A 16,463-nucleotide genomic window follows, 5' to 3' on the forward strand; every position below is an offset into this window, starting at 1 on the left:
TTTTCAATTTCCCTAATATTCAATTTCTCAAATTTTTACAAATAATTTGTGTGCGGTTTTTTAAGGTAAAAACCGATCTAAAGCAGCTTTAAGTTCTGCAATTTCCGTGTCAATATTGCCATTTTCCGAAGCCCTGGCAATACATTCTGTTAAATGTTCATCTAACACTATTCGCGCTACCTTATCTAATGCACCTCTGACAGCCGCAATCTGCAATAAAACATCAGGACAGGGGCTGTTTTGTTGTACCATTGTTTTTACCCCACGAATGTGTCCCTCAATTCTTGATAGTCGGTTCACGATTTTCCGTAAGGATTCTTGACTGTGAACATGAGGATGGACTGATTTATCTGCACCCGGTTGATCTGCTGTATGTTCGTGATGATGATGGTGTGTATGTTCTGCTTCCTGGGATGAAGTCAAGGATGTTTCAGCTATCTGGTGTGATCCTGTCATTGGTGATTTAGATTTGGTTATTAATCAGATCCTAACCTAGTACCGCTGCGCGGAATTCAAAAATAAAAACTAATAGATCGTCAGCTGTTCAGAGATTGGGAACGGTTTGTTTATTTATGTCATGCTTTACTAGAGGGATTTGATATTAAAGGTTTTCGGTAGGTGAAAAAACCGAACTGGGTAAGGGGAAATTTCCATAATAGCCTGGTGAATCTATGTTCTATTAACGTGATTACATAACTTGCTCTGTATCCTGAATTAGATAGGGAAGTACGGTAAAAAATTCAATATGCAGGGATTGTTATCCAAGCTATAAGCACAATTGTAACTAAATTTGTGACTAAATAGCAAAGATTAGACTTCAAAATTAGGTTGTAATTGGTTGTAATTATGCTTTTTTTCAAATTAATTCGGTCTATACGTCAACTCAGTACCCAAGTTTTAGCAATTTTTCTGGGTGTGATGTTAACTGCTTCTAGTGTATTAGTGTTACCTTCCCAAGCAGAACCAGCACCGGAAACAATAGTTTCTCAAGTTTCTCAAAAACCTGCTGCTGCAACTGCTGCTATTGGTAAACACAGTTTTGTTGCAGATGCGGTGAATCGGGTGGGAAATTCTGTAGTCAGAATTGATACGGAAAAAACTGTTACTCGTCCTGTTGATCCGTTTATGGATGATCCCTTTTTTCGGCGATTTTTTGGTGAGGGTTTCCCCCAACAGTCACCGACTGAACAGTTACGGGGTTTAGGTTCTGGTTTTATTTTGGATAAAAGTGGAATTATCTTAACTAATGCTCACGTAGTTGATCAGGCTGATAGAGTAAGTGTAAGGTTAAAAGATGGCCGCACCTATAAAGGTCAGGTACGGGGTATTGATGAAGTTACGGATTTGGCGGTAGTTAAGATTAATGCTGGGAATGATTTACCGGTTGCACCTTTGGGTTCTTCTGATGATGTAGAAGTGGGTGATTGGGCGATCGCTGTCGGTAATCCGTTAGGATTTGATAATACTGTCACTTTGGGAATTGTCAGCACTTTAAAACGTTCTAGCGCCCAGGTGGGAATTAGTGATAAAAGGTTAGATTTTATCCAAACTGATGCAGCTATTAACCCCGGTAATTCTGGTGGTCCATTGTTAAATGCTGAGGGTGAAGTAATTGGTATTAACACCGCTATTCGTGCGGATGCAATGGGAATCGGTTTTGCAATTCCTATCAATAAAGCTAAGGCGATCGCTGTACAATTACAACGTGATGGTAAAGTTGCCCATCCCTATTTAGGGGTACAAATGGTAACTTTAACACCAGAATTAGCTAGACAAAATAACACCGATCCTAATTCTAGTTTTGAAATTCCTGAAGTTAATGGTGCTTTAGTGATGCGGGTCGTTTTAAATTCTCCTGCTGCTATTGCCGGTATTCACCGTGGTGATGTGATTGTCCAAATTGATAACCAACAAATCACCAGCGCCGGACAATTACAAAGAGTAGTTGAAGATAGTCGTTTAGGTCAAATTTTGCAGGTGAAAGTACAACGAGGAAATCGAACTCAAGAACTTTCTATCCGGACTGCGGAATTAAAGGATATTTCTTAACAGTAAAACTCATATAGGAATCCGGTTTGATTTCTGAAAAGATACGTAGGGTGCGTTAGCGATAGCGTAACGCACCATTATCCAGGGTTTGGTGCGTTACGAACTTCGTTCTAACACACCCTACAATACCTAATTTTTTCAAAAATAAAATAGTAATCCTATAGGAGTGGGAGAGTGGGAAAAAAGTTAGTTCTTTATTCTCCTGACTCCTGATAACTGATTTGATTTAACTCAAATCTGCAATTAATTGAATTACCCTTGCTTTTACCTCGTCTCTGACACGGCGAAAAGTATCAATATTATGACCTTCTGGATCATCTAATTGCCAATCTGCAAAGGTTTCTCTTAACACCCATTCTTGGGGTAAATTTACACCACAACCACATAAAGAAATTACCGCATCAAAATCTTCTGGGTTGAAATTATCCAATGATTTAGAGGTTTGATTACTAATATCAATGCCGATTTCTGACATCACTTGTACAGAAATTGGATCTACTTGACTGGATGCTAAACCAGAACTAACAACGGCAATTTTTCCCTCTCCTAAAGTTTTCGCAAATCCTTCTGCCATTTGGGAACGACGGGAATTTTTTTTACAAACAAACATTACTTTTTTCATGATTTTGTTAGTTGATAAATAAAGGTTTGTTGATTTATTTAATGGTGATGAAATAAAGAACCACAGAGAACACAAAGAAATGAGATGTAAAAAGATATTTTCGGGTTTACATTTATCATTTCAAGGCGTTATTAGCTAGTTGAATTGTTTCTTTGGCGGCTTTTTCTTTACGTTCACTGTAGCGATCTGTTAAATAATCAACTTGATCGCGTAACAGCAAGGTAAACTTATATAATTCTTCCATGACATCAACTACTCTATCTCGATAAGCGGAATCTTTCATTGTTCCATCTTCATGGAATTCTTGATAAGCTTTGGCTACGGAAGATTGATTAGGAATGGTAAACATTCGCATCCAACGTCCTAAAATTCGCAGAGTATTGACAGCATTAAAAGATTGAGAACCACCGCTAACTTGCATTACGGCTAAAGTCCTTCCTTGGGTTGGTCTCACAGCACCAATACTCAAAGGAATCCAATCAATTTGATTTTTTATAATTCCTGTTATATTACCGTGCATTTCTGGTGAAGACCACACTTGACCTTCTGACCACATACTCAATTTTCGCAATTCTTGAACTTTGGGATGAGTATCAGGAACACTACCATAAATTGGTAATTCACATGGATCAAAAAATCTTACTTCTGCCCCAAATTCTGTAATAATTCTGGCTGCTTCTTCTGCTAATAACCGACTGTAAGAACGTTCTCGCAATGAACCATATAAAAATAAAATTCTCGGTGGATGATCACTCATAAAACTCCTAATTACCTATCTTTGTAAATCTGAATATGCTATGTTTTTATAAACAAAAACTGCAAATTGCGCTCCTAAAATTGGTGCTACCCAATAAACCCAGTGATGCTGCCAAATTCCTCCGATTAATGCAGGTGAAAAAGAACGGGCTGGGTTCATACTCGCGCCAGTAATTGGTCCCATAAATGCTGCTTCTACACCTACGGTTAAACCGATTGCTAATCCTGCAAAACTGCTATTGGCTCGTTTATCAACTGCTGCACCTAAAATCACAAACATTAATATAAATGTGAGCATAAATTCTAAAATTAATGATTGCAACCAGTTGTTATTTAAAGGAAGAGTCGCACCTAAGTTAGCTACTTTTCCTAAACTCAATAATAGTAATGCAGATGCTATGGTTGCACCTAATAATTGTGAGAAAATATAAGGTAATATCTGCTTTTTTGGGAAAAAACCACCTTGCCATAATGCTAAGGTGACGGCTGGGTTTAAATGTGCGCCGCTAATATGTCCTAAACTATAAATTAAGGCTGCAACCACAGCACCAAATACAAAACTAATTCCTAAATGAGTAATAGCGCCTTGACTGATGTTATTTACCATCACTGCACCAGTACCTGCAAATACTAAAATAAAAGTACCTATTGCTTCCGCTAAGGCTTTTCGCCAATAAGGTATAAATAATTTCTTTAACCCTAATTTTCTAGCTGTGATGGACACTTTTGCCCCTAATAGTTCAAAAAAAATTGATACATAAAATCATATCAAAAAAAGTTGATATGTCAATATCAATTTTTTAATAATTGGAAAATAGGGAATTTTAGGAGATCGTACACTATTGGCGGGCAAGATGCCCACCCCACAAGAGTTTCATGATTATGATTTATACCTCATAAGAATAAAATATGCTGTAAATTAACCCATAGGACTTATGCAAAAAAACCATCAAACTCCTATTCTTCTGTGTTCTCTGCGTCCTCTGCGGTTTGATATTCCGTAACTGGTGCGTAAGTCCTGACTCAATAAACCATTAACTACTGTACAGGTTTAATATCTCTAGCTTTGTAGAAGGTTTCTAAACTATTGCGATCGCCTACAAAACGCCAGTGCCAAGGTTCATAACTCACACCTTGGGGGTTATTTTTAGGAAATGACAATTCAAAACTAAACCGGGCTGCATTAGCTTCTAACCATTGATATGCTTGGGTATTTTCAAAGGTAGTTTGTAGGTTAGTTACTGGTACTTTTCCATCTCCAATATCTACAGCATAGCCTGTATGATGTTCACTGTGACCAGGAGGGGCGCTTACGGCTGCTCTTTCGGCGGGGGTTTGATTTCGTTGAGCGCCAACATTAAAAAATAACTGTTCTTGCTGTTGAACTGTGCGAAAACCAGAAATTGGTACTAAAATCACACCTGAACTTCTAGCAGCTTGTACCATCGCTTGAAATCTTTGGGCTGCTGCTGTTCTCAGTTTGATCCTACCATCAGCTGTAATTGCTAAAAGTTCTGACTCTGATGCTTGGGGATAAGCTAAATGTCCTAGTACAGCATCATTTTTAGTGGTTGGAGAATTAGTTGGTGTAGGTGTAGAAACCACTGGTGTTTCTTGAGTATCAACAACTTTTTTAGGTGCGGTAATAAAAAATAAAAAACCACTACCTACTGCTAAAACGGCAAATCCTATTAATCCACCAATAATTAGAACTAGGGGCTGTATACGTAACTGAGAACCGGTATCAGTCGTATCCCTAAAAGCTTCTGGAATATCATCACCTATTTCTAATGATGAATTTTGTGGTTGTTTGGGAAACCCTGACTTTTTCAAGAATCTACTCCTATATAATATTTTAGATTTTAGATTTTAGATAGTTGTGGGGATTTTGATTGCTGAAAAACTTGACGAATTGAGATTTTTATATTTTCTCAATCATAATCATTTTACTAATTTAATTGAAAATTATAGACTGGCAAAAAATGAAATAAATAGATATGATTTGATATCCATAGTTTTTTGTTAAGGTCTTGATAAATCTCTTAGAACTATACATCAAGTTGATCAGCTTAGTCCTAATTGGAATGATCTTAGGACGGAAGTTACCGACTCAATTTCCTACCCAGTTAGGTAAATTTTTATTTTGGGTAGGAGTACCGATAAGCATTGTTGCTTTTTTACGGCAAACTGACTTATCAGGACAGATTTGGATAGCACCTGCGATCGCATATCTAGCGATTTTACTAGGAGCATTTCTAGCCTGGTTAGGTATCAAAGGTCAAGCCCATTTGACAAATTCTTTACCTCAACAACCAACCCAAGGTAGTTTGATTTTAGCAGCGATGGTAGGTAACACAGGTTATCTGGGCTTTCCCATCACTTTAACAATGGTCGGTAAAGAATATTTCGCCTGGGCTTTATTCTACGACTTATTAGGAACTGTATTAGGGGCTTATGGCTTAGGAGTCTTACTAGCATCCCGTTTTGGCAGTAAAGCCGGAAATTATCTCCACACAGCTAAAGCAATTGTGATCAATCCTGCCCTGTGGAGTTTTGGGTTTGGGTTACTATTTCGCCAAGTATCAATTCCCGAAGTAATGGAATTTACTTTAGAAAAACTAGCTTGGTGTGCCTTAGCTTTATCTTTGATGTTAATCGGTATGAGGGTATCACGCCTCAATTCTTGGTACAAACTCAAACCAGCAGCAAGTAGCATTTTTATTAAAATGCTCTTAGTTCCTCTCATGTTAGGCTTCTGCTTACCCCTGTTTGGTGTGACTGGAGAGGCTGCACAGGTCATAGTTTTGCAAATGGCCATGCCTCCAGCTTTTGGCACACTGATATTAGCAGAAACCTTTGATCTAGATCGGGATTTAGCTGTGACGGCTTTAGGTATGGGGCTAATCGTGTTATTATTTACTCTTCCTGTTTGGTTATGGTTGTTTTGAAGGAGAAGGTAGAAATTTTTTAATTTTTAACTGTTAATTTCTGTGCCAATGCTTCAGGATTCATAAGTTCATAATCTTCAAAAGGTTGATGAATCCAGGGATTATCGGGTAAATAATCAACATAATAATCTGGTTTAATTAAAGAACATTTTTTGTACCAAATTACAGCGGTACGAATTTCTGCTATGTTGAATTCCTGATGTTCTTGTAACCAAGGAATTGTTTTTTGTAGAGTTACCCCCGAATCTACTAAATCATCTACCAACAGAATGCGATCGCCTAAACTTTCCGTAGTCATGGTTAAATGATGGGAAACTATTAAACTGCCTCTGTCTTGTTTACCCGCACCGTTGTAAGATGACGTAGCTAAAATTGCTAAAGGTAAATCATATATCCGTGAAAGAATATCTCCTACACGTAGCCCTCCTCTAGCAAGACAAACAATTTGATTAAATTGCCAACCAGATTGATAAATCTTAACGGCTAATTGTTCAATTTTATGGTGATAATCTGACCAAGAAATGTAAAGGTCTGACATAAGAATTTAGGGAAGTATTTTTGAGTTAGCACAGCAAATTCCAATTATCTTAATATGAGTGTGTGCGATAATGAAAGATTCTAATAGTGAAAAATTACTCAGTGAAAAGTTAGATTTAAAAACTAAACTAGCTTATGGTGCTGGAGATTTAGGCCCAGCAATTACTTCTAATATTGCCATATTTTATTTGCTGTTATTTTTTACCAATGTAGCTGGTATTCCCGCTGGTTTAGCTGGAAGTATTTTAATGATTGGTAAAATCTGGGATGCTGTTAATGATCCGATCGTGGGGTTATTAAGTGATAAAACTAAATCTCCGGGTTGGGGTCGTCGTTTACCTTGGATGTTTTACGGAGCAATTCCTTTCGGTTTATTCTTTTTCTTACAATGGATTGTACCACCATTTAGCTCAGAAACAAGTAATAATATTTGGCCGTTGTTTTGGTATTACGTTGTCATTGGCATTTTCTCCCAAGCATTATTTACAATTGTGAATTTGCCTTACACTGCTATGACACCAGAATTAAGCCAAGATTATGACGAAAGAACAAGTTTAAATGGTTTTCGCTTTACTTTTTCCATTGGTGGTAGTATTTTATCTTTAATTTTTGCCCAAATTATTTTTTATCTAGTTAGTGATCCTCAGCAACAGTACATAACTTTGGCAGCAATTTGTACTGTGATTGCCGTTATATCATTATATTGGTGTGTTTATGGAACACGCGATCGCATTTTAGCTTTTGAAGCTAAACGTATTCAGTTGGAACAACCTCCAGAAATTCCATTTTTGCAACAGATTAAAATTGCCTTTAGTAATCGTCCTTTTCTGTTTGTGATTGCTATTTATCTATTTTCTTGGTTAGGGGTACAAATCACTGCTACAGTTATTCCTTACTTTGTAATTTACTGCATGAAATTAAAAGATTCTCAAGTTCCTACAGTATTAATTGCTGTGCAAGGAACGGCTTTATTAATGTTATCTGTGTGGAGTTATTTAAGTAAAAGATATGGCAAAAAATTAGTTTATTTTTTAGGCATGACTTTATGGATAATTGCTGCTGCGGGGCTGTTTTTTTTAAAGTCTAATCAAATAGGATTAATGTATTTGATGGCTGTTATGGCTGGTTGTGGAGTTTCTACAGCTTATTTAATTCCCTGGTCTATGATTCCCGATGTGATTGAATTAGATGAACTACAAACCGGACAAAGAAGAGAAGGAGTTTTTTATGGATTTATGGTTTTATTGCAAAAATTTGGTTTAGCTTTCGGTTTATTTGTGACAGGTAACGCTTTACAAGTTTCTGGTTTTAAGGAAACTGTAGCTGGACAAATTGAATTACCAATCCAACCTGAATCAGCATTATCCGCTATTAGAATTATAGTCGGACCAGTACCAACAATCTGTTTAATATTGGGTTTGATTTTGACTTTTTTCTATCCTATTACTCGTGAAATGCACGCAGAAATAATGTTGAAGTTGCAGGAGAGGAGGGGAAATAGAGTGTAAATGAAATAATTACTTTACTGTATTTTTTCATAAAATTCTAGGTAAATATCAGTAATTAGTAATCACTTCATTCGGAAACAAATTTAAAAATCTGAACGGCTGAATTAATTTTTGCAATCAATAAGGAAACGGAGACATATTATGAAATTACCAAACTTTCTATTAGCTGGATTTGAAAAATGTGGTACAACATCAATCTATAATTATTTGAATGAGCATCCCCAGATTTACATGAGTCCAATTAAAGAGCCTAATTTCTTAGAAAGAGATTGGGACACTTTTACAGGAGAAAAAAAAGTGCGGATAGACACCCTAGAAAAATATACTAACTTATTCGCAGAAGTTAATGATTCTCATAGGGCAATTGGAGAAGCATCACCAAATTTGCTGTTTCATTATCAATCATCAATTCCACGTATTCAGCAATATGTACCCCATGCAAAGATTTTAGTAGTTTTGCGTGATCCAGTTACAAGAGCTTATTCTGATTACTTAATGCAAATCAGAGATGAAATCACAGGTAATAATCGCACATTAATTGATCAATTAAAATATAGTTCAACCAAATCTTATACCTTGAAAAAAGGCTTATACTATACCCCAATTAAATCCTTTTTAGAAACATTTGGAACTGATAATTTCCAAGTATTTCTCTATGATGATTTATCTAAAGATCCTACTAAATTTATGCAAGAGATTTACACTTACTTAGATGTAGATTCTAGCTTTATTCCAAATACGTCTAAGAAATCTCAAATTGCAGAAGTTCCTCGTTCTCGTGCTGTTAATCAGCTATTAAAAACTTCCAATCCTATGAGAGATTTTATTGCTTCTGGTTTGCGGATTATTATGCCATTGGAACTACGTCAGAAAATTCGTTCCAGTCTCGTAAATCTCAATTCTCAAGGTAAAAGTGCTAAATCTATGTCGGAAGAGGAACGTTATGCACTGAGTCAATATTATTATGAAGATGTGTTGAAACTGCAAGATTTAATCCAGCGTGATCTGAGTAATTGGACTCCAATAAAACTGGCATCAATGAATAACTCCTGATTTTTGACCAATTTTACTATTTAAAACATTCAATCCCAACATGAGGCATACAATCTAGATAATCCTGCCAAAATTCTTGACCAGATTCTTCTATACCTTCAGGAGAAACTACCATATTTTGCCAAATAACATCCGTAAAACCAACACTTTTAAACACCCTTTGATATGTCTCTCGACTAAGGTAATAGTTATCAAAACTAAATTTTTCGCCATTAATAGTAAATGTCAACGTCATGGCTGTTCCTGGTTCTAGAGGTTGAGAAATAGTTTTAATAAATCCATATTTTTCAGTAGTGAGATAGGAACTAATAGGTTGTTCCAAATTATTATTTAAGGTCACAAAACGACCTCCGGGTTTGAGATTTGTAAATATGGTTTGGCACATTTTTAGTAATTGTTCTTCTGTTTGGGCATAATTTAGTAAATAAGAAGCAACAACCAAATCAAAATCACCAATTTTTCCCAGTTCCATCACATCAGCAACAATATATTGAATATCAAATTTTTGTTTAGCTTCTTCCTGTTTTGCCAGTTCGATCATTTTTTCAGAAATGTCAACTCCTACAACTAAAGCAGCACCTTTCTTTTTAAACTCTCTGCTATATATTCCTTCTCCACAAGCTAAATCTAAAATAGATTTTCCTCTCACATCACCCAGCATATTAAAATATGTATATCTTTCAATATGCGCCCGGATTGGTAAATCTTTTGATCGTTTATATTCTTGGGCTATACTGTCGTAATGTGCTGCCATTTTTTTACCTTTGATAACTACATCTATAATTTTTTTACATATTATCCCAAAACTGAAAAAATCCAACCAATTAAACTACCACCTAAAACTAACCATGCAGAATTAATGGAGTAGCGAATACTTAAAAATGCAGAAACCCCAAAAATACCTACACCTAAAAAATCAATATATGGTATTTTTTCTAGACTTAAAGTGGTTATTCCTAGTTGCAAGGATGTTACTACCATTAATGCTACAGCACTAACATTTACTGCATCTAAAAAATACCTTGTCCAAGCTGAAGCACTTAATTTAGGAATGAGGGGATTTAAAATAGCTACAAACACAAATGAAGGAAGAAAAATTCCTAAAGTGGCGATAATTGCACCAGGTAAACCAGAAATTATATAACCGATAAATGTAGCAGTAGAAAGCACTGGTCCAGGGGTAAATTGACCAATTGCTATGGCATCTAATAACTGTTGTTGAGTTAACCATCCATACTTTTCTACTAATTCACCTTGTAGAAATGCAATTAGTAAATAACCACCACCAAACAAAATACTACCAACTTTCAGAAAAAATAAACCTAATTTCCATAAAGGGACAGATACAGGAGTTATAGATATTTTTGGTAAAGTTGCTGTTAGTGTTAAAGCAGTAAGGATTAAGTTAGTTTGATTACTATTGTGTAACCAAATCATTCCTAAAATACCACCTAACAATAAAGCTATCACTTCATTAATTTTACCAAACCAAGTTATTAAACAAACCACTACAGCAATGATTAGTAATTGTTTGGTTTTGACTGCTTTTTTAGATAACCGCCAAAGGGCATTTAATATAATCGCTAAAACTGCGGGTTTAATACCATAAAGTAAAGGTAAAAATTGGGGTAAAGTTCCGTAATTAATATAAAGCCAAGCTAAAAAAGCCGTTATTAAAACTGCTGGTAAAATAAAACAAATACCAGCAATAATTAAACCTAACCAACCTGCATAAATATAACCAATATGAATGGCCATTTCTGTGGAATTGGGTCCAGGAATTAAGTTAGTTGCCCCTAATAAATCTAAAAAATGTTCTTTTGTTAACCACTGACGACGGGTGACTACTTCGTCTTCTATCATGGCAATGTGGGCAACTGGACCACCAAAACCAATTACACCTAATTTCAAGAATATTTTGGCAATTTCACCCAAACGATTTAATTGTAAGGTGTTCATTTTTTGATGGGAAATTTTATGTATTGTTATTTATTTTGATTTATTTTCACGAATGATTATTTCTCTTATTTCCATAAGAATTTTACCTAACATATTTTTACCACTACCATCAGCACCACAACCCCAGTAAAAGTCTATGGGTGAGTTTTCTACTAATTCTTCGTCACCTGTAGATAAGAGAATTTCTTGAATATCTGCATGGGTGGAAAATTTACATAAAACAGCTTTTCTCATAATATCATCTTTAACTTGTTCCCAATCAGAACGTAAAGGACGAGTTCTTTGTCTACCCATTTTTGCTACTTCTTTTGGTGTTTTCACTAAACGAAGTTCTTCTAGATGTTGTGTACCAATAAATTTTTGTGCTTGAAAATAATGCTCACTGGTAAACCAATATAAATTATCTAAAACAAATCCGTGAGGTGAAAAATTCGAGAAACAACCATATTTTTCACGGGTAGAATAAAAATAAATTGTCATAATCTTGATAATGGGTAATTAATAACTGACGTGATTAGTTAATTCTTTAGATTCATAGTGTTGGCAATTTTGACATGAACCACTGGGGTTAACAGCACAGCGAACATAACCAGAACGAGCGTTAAATTTACAACTGATATCTCCTATTAAATATCCTACTCCTTCTAGATAATAGCGATCGCTAATGTTGCTGCACTCCGGGTAATTGTCCTCCAAGGGTCTAATATATTCTCTGATTGGGGTGTAATTTTGAGTCAATTGTCTATGACGTTTTCGTGTGCGTTCTTGGTTTTTACGAAGTACCCACAATGACCATAGAGAAGGTAACAAACTAATGGTGATCAAAAATATTATTCTTAACATTTTTATTTACCTCTTTTCTCCTGACTTTTAGAATGCTGATCCCAAATTATTAAGATTAGGAATTATCTGTTAATTGTTTAACTTGGGCAGGAAATCTTGCACTTTTTAAAGATTGTACTGTTGAAAAAGAATCTTGTACCCAAAATTGTTTTCCGAACCTTACAAGTTGACGATAACTCCCTGATTGAACAACACCAATTACGGGTACTTTGGCTTTATCTTTATCTCCTGATTGTTCTTTTAAAATTGACCTCAAACGATGTTGGATATCTATAGTACCAGCTTCTTCTGGGTTTAATTCCACTACTACCATCTGGACTTTTTCAACTTGTTCAGCATCTTCGACTATAAATTGATTTTGATCATCTCGTTTGTCTACTTTTCCCCAAATGATTAATCTAGCATCTACTTCTAATAATGAACTCACTCGTTCATAATTTTTAGGAAAGACTATTGCTTCTGATGATCCAGTTAAATCTTCTATTTGTAAAATTGCCATGGGATCGCCTTTTTTGGTCATAACTTTTTTGACATTGTTGAGCATGACTACAGCACAGACGACGGAATTATCTTTTTGTTCTCCTAATTGTACTAGGTTTATTGGTGCGAGTAGAGATGACGATTGTTTAATGTTTTTTAATGGGTGTGCGGATACATAAAAGCCTAATAATTCTTTTTCCATCCTGAGTTTTTCTTGGGGAGGAAAATCTAAAGTTGCTTCTGCTTTAGGGGCAGATTCAAAACCATTTTGGGCTGGTTGTTGACTATTACTAGCAAATCCTCCTCCCATTAAATCAAAGAGATTTCCTTGGCCGCTGGCTCTATCTCTAGCACGGGATTGCGCCCATTCATAGACTAATTCTGAGTCATTAATTAGTTGTTGACGGTTGGATTCTATTTTATCAAATGCTCCACACTGAATTAATGATTCTAAGGTTCTTCTATTGACAGAACGTAAGTCAAGGCGATCGCAAAAATCACCTAAAGATTTAAATTCTCCTCCTTCTTCTCTGGCTTCTAAAATTCCAGCAATCGCATTTTGTCCCACATTTCTAACGGCAGAAAATCCAAATAAAATTTTATTATCTGCTGGGGTAAAATCTAATCCAGAACGATTAATATCTGGGGGATCAATTTCAATTCCCATGCTGGTGCAGTTGTTGAGATATTTCTGTACTTTGTCGGTGTCACCACTGTTAGCAGTTAACAGGGCGGCCATATATTCTAAGGGATAGTTAGCTTTTAAATATGCGGTTTGATAGGTGACATAACCGTAAGCTGTAGAGTGAGATTTGTTGAAACAATTGGAGGCAATTAAACCATTTTTAATGGCGAAATTATGATCCTCTGCAACGCCAATATCATATACATTGGTCTGACCTACGTATTGGCGGGAAACTATTTTAACCATATTACTGAGAATGAGAAAATTTGTGTATTTACTGATTTTAGATTAACTCTGATCAATATTTAGATAGCAATCTGCTTCTGAAAGTATTTAGCGGCTAGTTTACTATTAAAAATAAAGTGATGAGACAAGTCAAATTTACAATTAAATTATTTAGAACTTATACAAGTATGACACAAAGTTATATTTCTGAGTAGTTGGACTTTAGCCTCTGATTTTGATGACTAAAGTCTTCACTACAAGCTAGGGCATGATGCCAATTTTGTAAATCCTGTGATTAAATATTGCCATAAACAGGAATTGCTGCACCACGTACATCTTTAGCCGCTTCTGAAGCCAAAAAACAGATCACTTCAGCAATAGACTCCGGTTTTACCCATTTATCTGCGTTTTCTTCACCCATAGCTTGCCGATTTGCAGGGGTATCAATAACGCTAGGAAGGACGGTATTTGCTGTGATATTAGTACCTTTGGTTTCATCGGCGATCGCCTTAGTTAATGCTATCACACCAGCCTTAGCCGCAGAATATGCTGCTAAATTTCTCGCTGGTTCTAAACCAGAACGAGAAGCAATAGTCACAATGCGTCCATAGTCATTTTCTAACATCCTTGTCAGGCTATACTTACAAGTCAAAAAAGTCGTATTTAGATTTAATTCAAACTCCCGTTTCCAGTTATAAAAGCTGTATTCGTGAGTTTTTCCCATGGAAAAACCACCTACTAAATGAATTAAAACATCTACTTTAGTCATGCGGCTGATCAGTTTATCTACCGAAGATTCCTCTTCCAAATTAGCAGGAATAAATTGAATTCTAGCGATATCCGCTGGTGATAAAATTCCTTTGAGTCGTTCTACATCTTTAAGATTACGATAAGGAATAGTTAACTCTGCACCTTGGGCTAAAACTGCTGGTGTCACACCTAAACCTAATCCACCAGTACCACCTGTGAGTAAGACCTGTTTACCTTTCATAAAAGATGCACTCTTTTGATCTTCAAGATTTAAGATAGCGTGAATTTGGGCAAAATGGAATTCTTTTGATGGTGATTATGCAACTTTAGCCACTGCTAGTCTTTAAGTGTATTAAAAGTATAAAAAAATAAACTTATAACTATTTTTATTTTTATATCTTAAGTTAATTGAGTAATCGCTCAAAAGACAGATGGAATCTATCTAGTGATTATGCGAACCTGAAGTTGCCTATAACTATGATGACTTTGGCTAGGAGAATTCAGTATGGTAGTGACTTTAGATAATACTAAAAGAAATGCGATCGCCATAAAATTGGCAGACATGAAATTACTGCAACAGTTATTAATTGATAACGAAAACCTTTTTTTGGATGAATGTACAGATGAAGCAGTTGCTGATATGATTCAGGCAATGTTAGATGATGATCATAAAAATCAAGGTATTCTTGATACTATGGTGATTCAATATGGCATTCATAAGGATGCAGAACAAACTGTAGTAGAAATGGTGCAAAAAACTCGTCAATTAATGCAAAGTGAAGAACTGAGTTTTTTTGATAAAGTCTTTCAGCATGAGTTATTAAAGCATCAACAAGTAATGAATGGAATGACAATTCATAAAGCTGCACAAAAAGTTGGTGTTGATGTCATCGCAGCATTGAGTAACTTAAATACTCTTAATTTTGAAAACCGCGCTCATCAAGAACAATTAAAAGGAATTATCGAAATTTTAGGTGTACGGGAACTAACTGGACAAGATGTAGATCAAGGGATTTGGGCAAGAGTTCAAGATGCAATCGCTGCCATTAGTGGTGTTTTTGGTAGTGCTTTTACCCAGACTTCAGAAAATCAAGATATGAGCATTCAAGACTTTATGCGGATGGATCACAATAAAATCAATCTCTTATTTACAGAATTACTACAGAGCGATGATCCTGAAAAAATTCAAGAATATTTTGCACAAATTGATCATGATCTGAGCGCCCACGTAGGTGCAGAAGAAGAAATTGTTTATCCGAGAGTACGTCATTTTTATGGTGAAGCTAACACCCAAAAATTATCTGATGAACATACTCACTGGAGTCTATTATTCGAAGAATTGAGAAGTATTGATCCTAATTTACCAGAATTTAAAGAAAGAATTAAGCAGATATGGGATGAAATAGGTAATCATTTTCACCAAGAAGAGACTGCCATGTTTACAGCTATTCATAACAACATGAATAGTCAAGAAACCCATGAATTAACCAAACAATTTAAAACAGTAAAAGCTAGAATTCAACAGCAAATGGGAGGATTGGAAACAGAAGTAAATACAGTAAATGTATAATTTTTCAATTTATCAATAAATTTATCAGTCTATTGAAATTCCCGACTTCCATAAATTATATAGTATAGAAAGTCGGGAATGTAGATTGTAGGTATTTGATATAATTTATCCTATGCCTAACATTCTATTGACTTGTGCTGACTGTAAAGGTTTGCGTTCTATATTTTGAAAACATTCAACTTTTTTAAGGTAGCTAGTCGCAGTTTTAAAATTACTGAGACTTAATAAAACCATATCTTCATAAACAGAATCCTGGGGGACTTTAATATCTAAGAATAAATCCTCCAATTTATTTTGGTCAATGGCAAATTTGAGATATTTTAAAAACACTTCTCGCTTTTTAGAACGCACAGTTAATAAATACCAATTATTACTACTAGATTGTGACGATGAAGATTCTAGGTTTTCTACAGATGACATATTAGCCTTGTTTTTTGTTGATCTACAAAGTTCTCAGCTATCCTTGAACTTCCGTTAA

18 protein-coding genes are annotated in these 16,463 nt (G+C 35.4%); 5 read left to right on the forward strand and 13 right to left on the reverse strand.

Features of this window, described 5'->3' with window-relative positions; translation table 11 throughout:
• Positions 1–60: 60 nt before the first annotated feature.
• On the reverse strand, positions 61–456 hold the full coding sequence (locus tag WJM97_RS04485; protein WP_353931845.1) for a metal-sensitive transcriptional regulator: 396 nt from the start codon (positions 454–456) through the stop codon (positions 61–63).
• A gap of 390 nt (positions 457–846) precedes the next feature.
• Between WJM97_RS04485 and WJM97_RS04490 the strand changes: the two genes are divergently transcribed.
• Entirely contained in the window at positions 847–2,049 is a 1,203-nt protein-coding gene (locus WJM97_RS04490) for an HhoA/HhoB/HtrA family serine endopeptidase (protein WP_353931846.1), read from the forward strand.
• Between the two features lie 226 nt (positions 2,050–2,275).
• Here WJM97_RS04490 and arsC read toward each other — a convergent pair whose 3' ends face one another.
• The 4 genes from arsC to WJM97_RS04510 form a co-directional block, all read right to left on the reverse strand.
• The gene (gene arsC / locus WJM97_RS04495; protein WP_353931847.1) at positions 2,276–2,671 is read right to left on the reverse strand and encodes an arsenate reductase, glutathione/glutaredoxin type; all 396 of its coding nucleotides are present in this window, start codon (positions 2,669–2,671) and stop codon (positions 2,276–2,278) included.
• Positions 2,672–2,786: 115 nt separating this feature from the next.
• Positions 2,787–3,440 (reverse strand): arsenical resistance protein ArsH, encoded by a 654-nt coding sequence (arsH, locus tag WJM97_RS04500; RefSeq protein ID WP_353933107.1) that lies wholly within the window; start codon positions 3,438–3,440, stop codon positions 2,787–2,789.
• A gap of 3 nt (positions 3,441–3,443) precedes the next feature.
• Positions 3,444–4,151, reverse strand: a complete 708-nt coding sequence (locus tag WJM97_RS04505) for an MIP family channel protein (protein WP_353931848.1) — start codon at positions 4,149–4,151, stop codon at positions 3,444–3,446.
• 314 nt (positions 4,152–4,465) lie between these two features.
• Positions 4,466–5,260 carry a M15 family metallopeptidase gene (locus WJM97_RS04510; protein ID WP_353931849.1) on the reverse strand — a complete coding sequence of 265 codons (795 nt, stop codon included), beginning with the start codon at positions 5,258–5,260 and terminating at the stop codon, positions 4,466–4,468.
• A 197-nt stretch (positions 5,261–5,457) separates the two neighbouring features.
• On the opposite strand from WJM97_RS04510, the gene WJM97_RS04515 reads away from it, so the two are divergent.
• Entirely contained in the window at positions 5,458–6,375 is a 918-nt protein-coding gene (locus WJM97_RS04515; protein ID WP_353931850.1) for an AEC family transporter, read from the forward strand.
• 19 nt (positions 6,376–6,394) lie between these two features.
• Here the strand turns inward: WJM97_RS04515 and WJM97_RS04520 are convergent, their stop codons facing one another.
• Positions 6,395–6,913 carry a phosphoribosyltransferase gene (locus tag WJM97_RS04520; protein WP_353931851.1) on the reverse strand — a complete coding sequence of 173 codons (519 nt, stop codon included), beginning with the start codon at positions 6,911–6,913 and terminating at the stop codon, positions 6,395–6,397.
• A 70-nt stretch (positions 6,914–6,983) separates the two neighbouring features.
• Between WJM97_RS04520 and WJM97_RS04525 the strand changes: the two genes are divergently transcribed.
• Together WJM97_RS04525 and WJM97_RS04530 are read left to right on the forward strand one after the other, a co-directional pair.
• Positions 6,984–8,420, forward strand: coding sequence for an MFS transporter (locus WJM97_RS04525; RefSeq protein WP_353931852.1), 1,437 nt, complete (start codon positions 6,984–6,986; stop codon positions 8,418–8,420).
• A 141-nt stretch (positions 8,421–8,561) separates the two neighbouring features.
• Positions 8,562–9,473: a sulfotransferase gene (locus WJM97_RS04530; protein ID WP_353931853.1), complete on the forward strand. Its 912-nt coding sequence runs from the start codon at positions 8,562–8,564 to the stop codon at positions 9,471–9,473.
• Positions 9,474–9,489: 16 nt separating this feature from the next.
• On the opposite strand, the gene WJM97_RS04535 is transcribed toward WJM97_RS04530, so the two are convergent.
• From WJM97_RS04535 to fabG, 6 genes are all read right to left on the reverse strand, one after another.
• Complete coding sequence (locus WJM97_RS04535) at positions 9,490–10,227, reverse strand: class I SAM-dependent methyltransferase (protein ID WP_353931854.1); 738 nt, start codon at positions 10,225–10,227, stop codon at positions 9,490–9,492.
• Between the two features lie 41 nt (positions 10,228–10,268).
• Positions 10,269–11,432, reverse strand: a complete 1,164-nt coding sequence (gene chrA / locus WJM97_RS04540; protein ID WP_353931855.1) for a chromate efflux transporter — start codon at positions 11,430–11,432, stop codon at positions 10,269–10,271.
• A gap of 30 nt (positions 11,433–11,462) precedes the next feature.
• Positions 11,463–11,912 (reverse strand): NADAR family protein, encoded by a 450-nt coding sequence (locus WJM97_RS04545; RefSeq protein ID WP_353931856.1) that lies wholly within the window; start codon positions 11,910–11,912, stop codon positions 11,463–11,465.
• A gap of 18 nt (positions 11,913–11,930) precedes the next feature.
• Positions 11,931–12,275, reverse strand: a complete 345-nt coding sequence (locus WJM97_RS04550) for a DUF6464 family protein (protein WP_353931857.1) — start codon at positions 12,273–12,275, stop codon at positions 11,931–11,933.
• Between the two features lie 55 nt (positions 12,276–12,330).
• Entirely contained in the window at positions 12,331–13,686 is a 1,356-nt protein-coding gene (locus WJM97_RS04555) for an OB-fold nucleic acid binding domain-containing protein (RefSeq protein ID WP_353931858.1), read from the reverse strand.
• 274 nt (positions 13,687–13,960) lie between these two features.
• A complete protein-coding gene (gene fabG, locus WJM97_RS04560) occupies positions 13,961–14,656 on the reverse strand; it encodes a 3-oxoacyl-ACP reductase FabG (protein WP_353931859.1) in 696 nt (231 codons plus the stop codon).
• Between the two features lie 264 nt (positions 14,657–14,920).
• Here fabG and WJM97_RS04565 point away from each other — a divergent pair, with 264 nt between their 5' ends.
• Positions 14,921–15,985 (forward strand): hemerythrin domain-containing protein, encoded by a 1,065-nt coding sequence (locus WJM97_RS04565; protein WP_353931860.1) that lies wholly within the window; start codon positions 14,921–14,923, stop codon positions 15,983–15,985.
• Between the two features lie 105 nt (positions 15,986–16,090).
• On the opposite strand, the gene WJM97_RS04570 is transcribed toward WJM97_RS04565, so the two are convergent.
• Positions 16,091–16,405 carry a chromosome segregation ATPase gene (locus WJM97_RS04570; protein ID WP_353931861.1) on the reverse strand — a complete coding sequence of 105 codons (315 nt, stop codon included), beginning with the start codon at positions 16,403–16,405 and terminating at the stop codon, positions 16,091–16,093.
• Positions 16,406–16,463 lie beyond the last annotated feature (58 nt).

This window comes from Okeanomitos corallinicola TIOX110 (assembly GCF_038050375.1).
Lineage (GTDB): Bacteria > Cyanobacteriota > Cyanobacteriia > Cyanobacteriales > Nostocaceae > Okeanomitos > Okeanomitos corallinicola.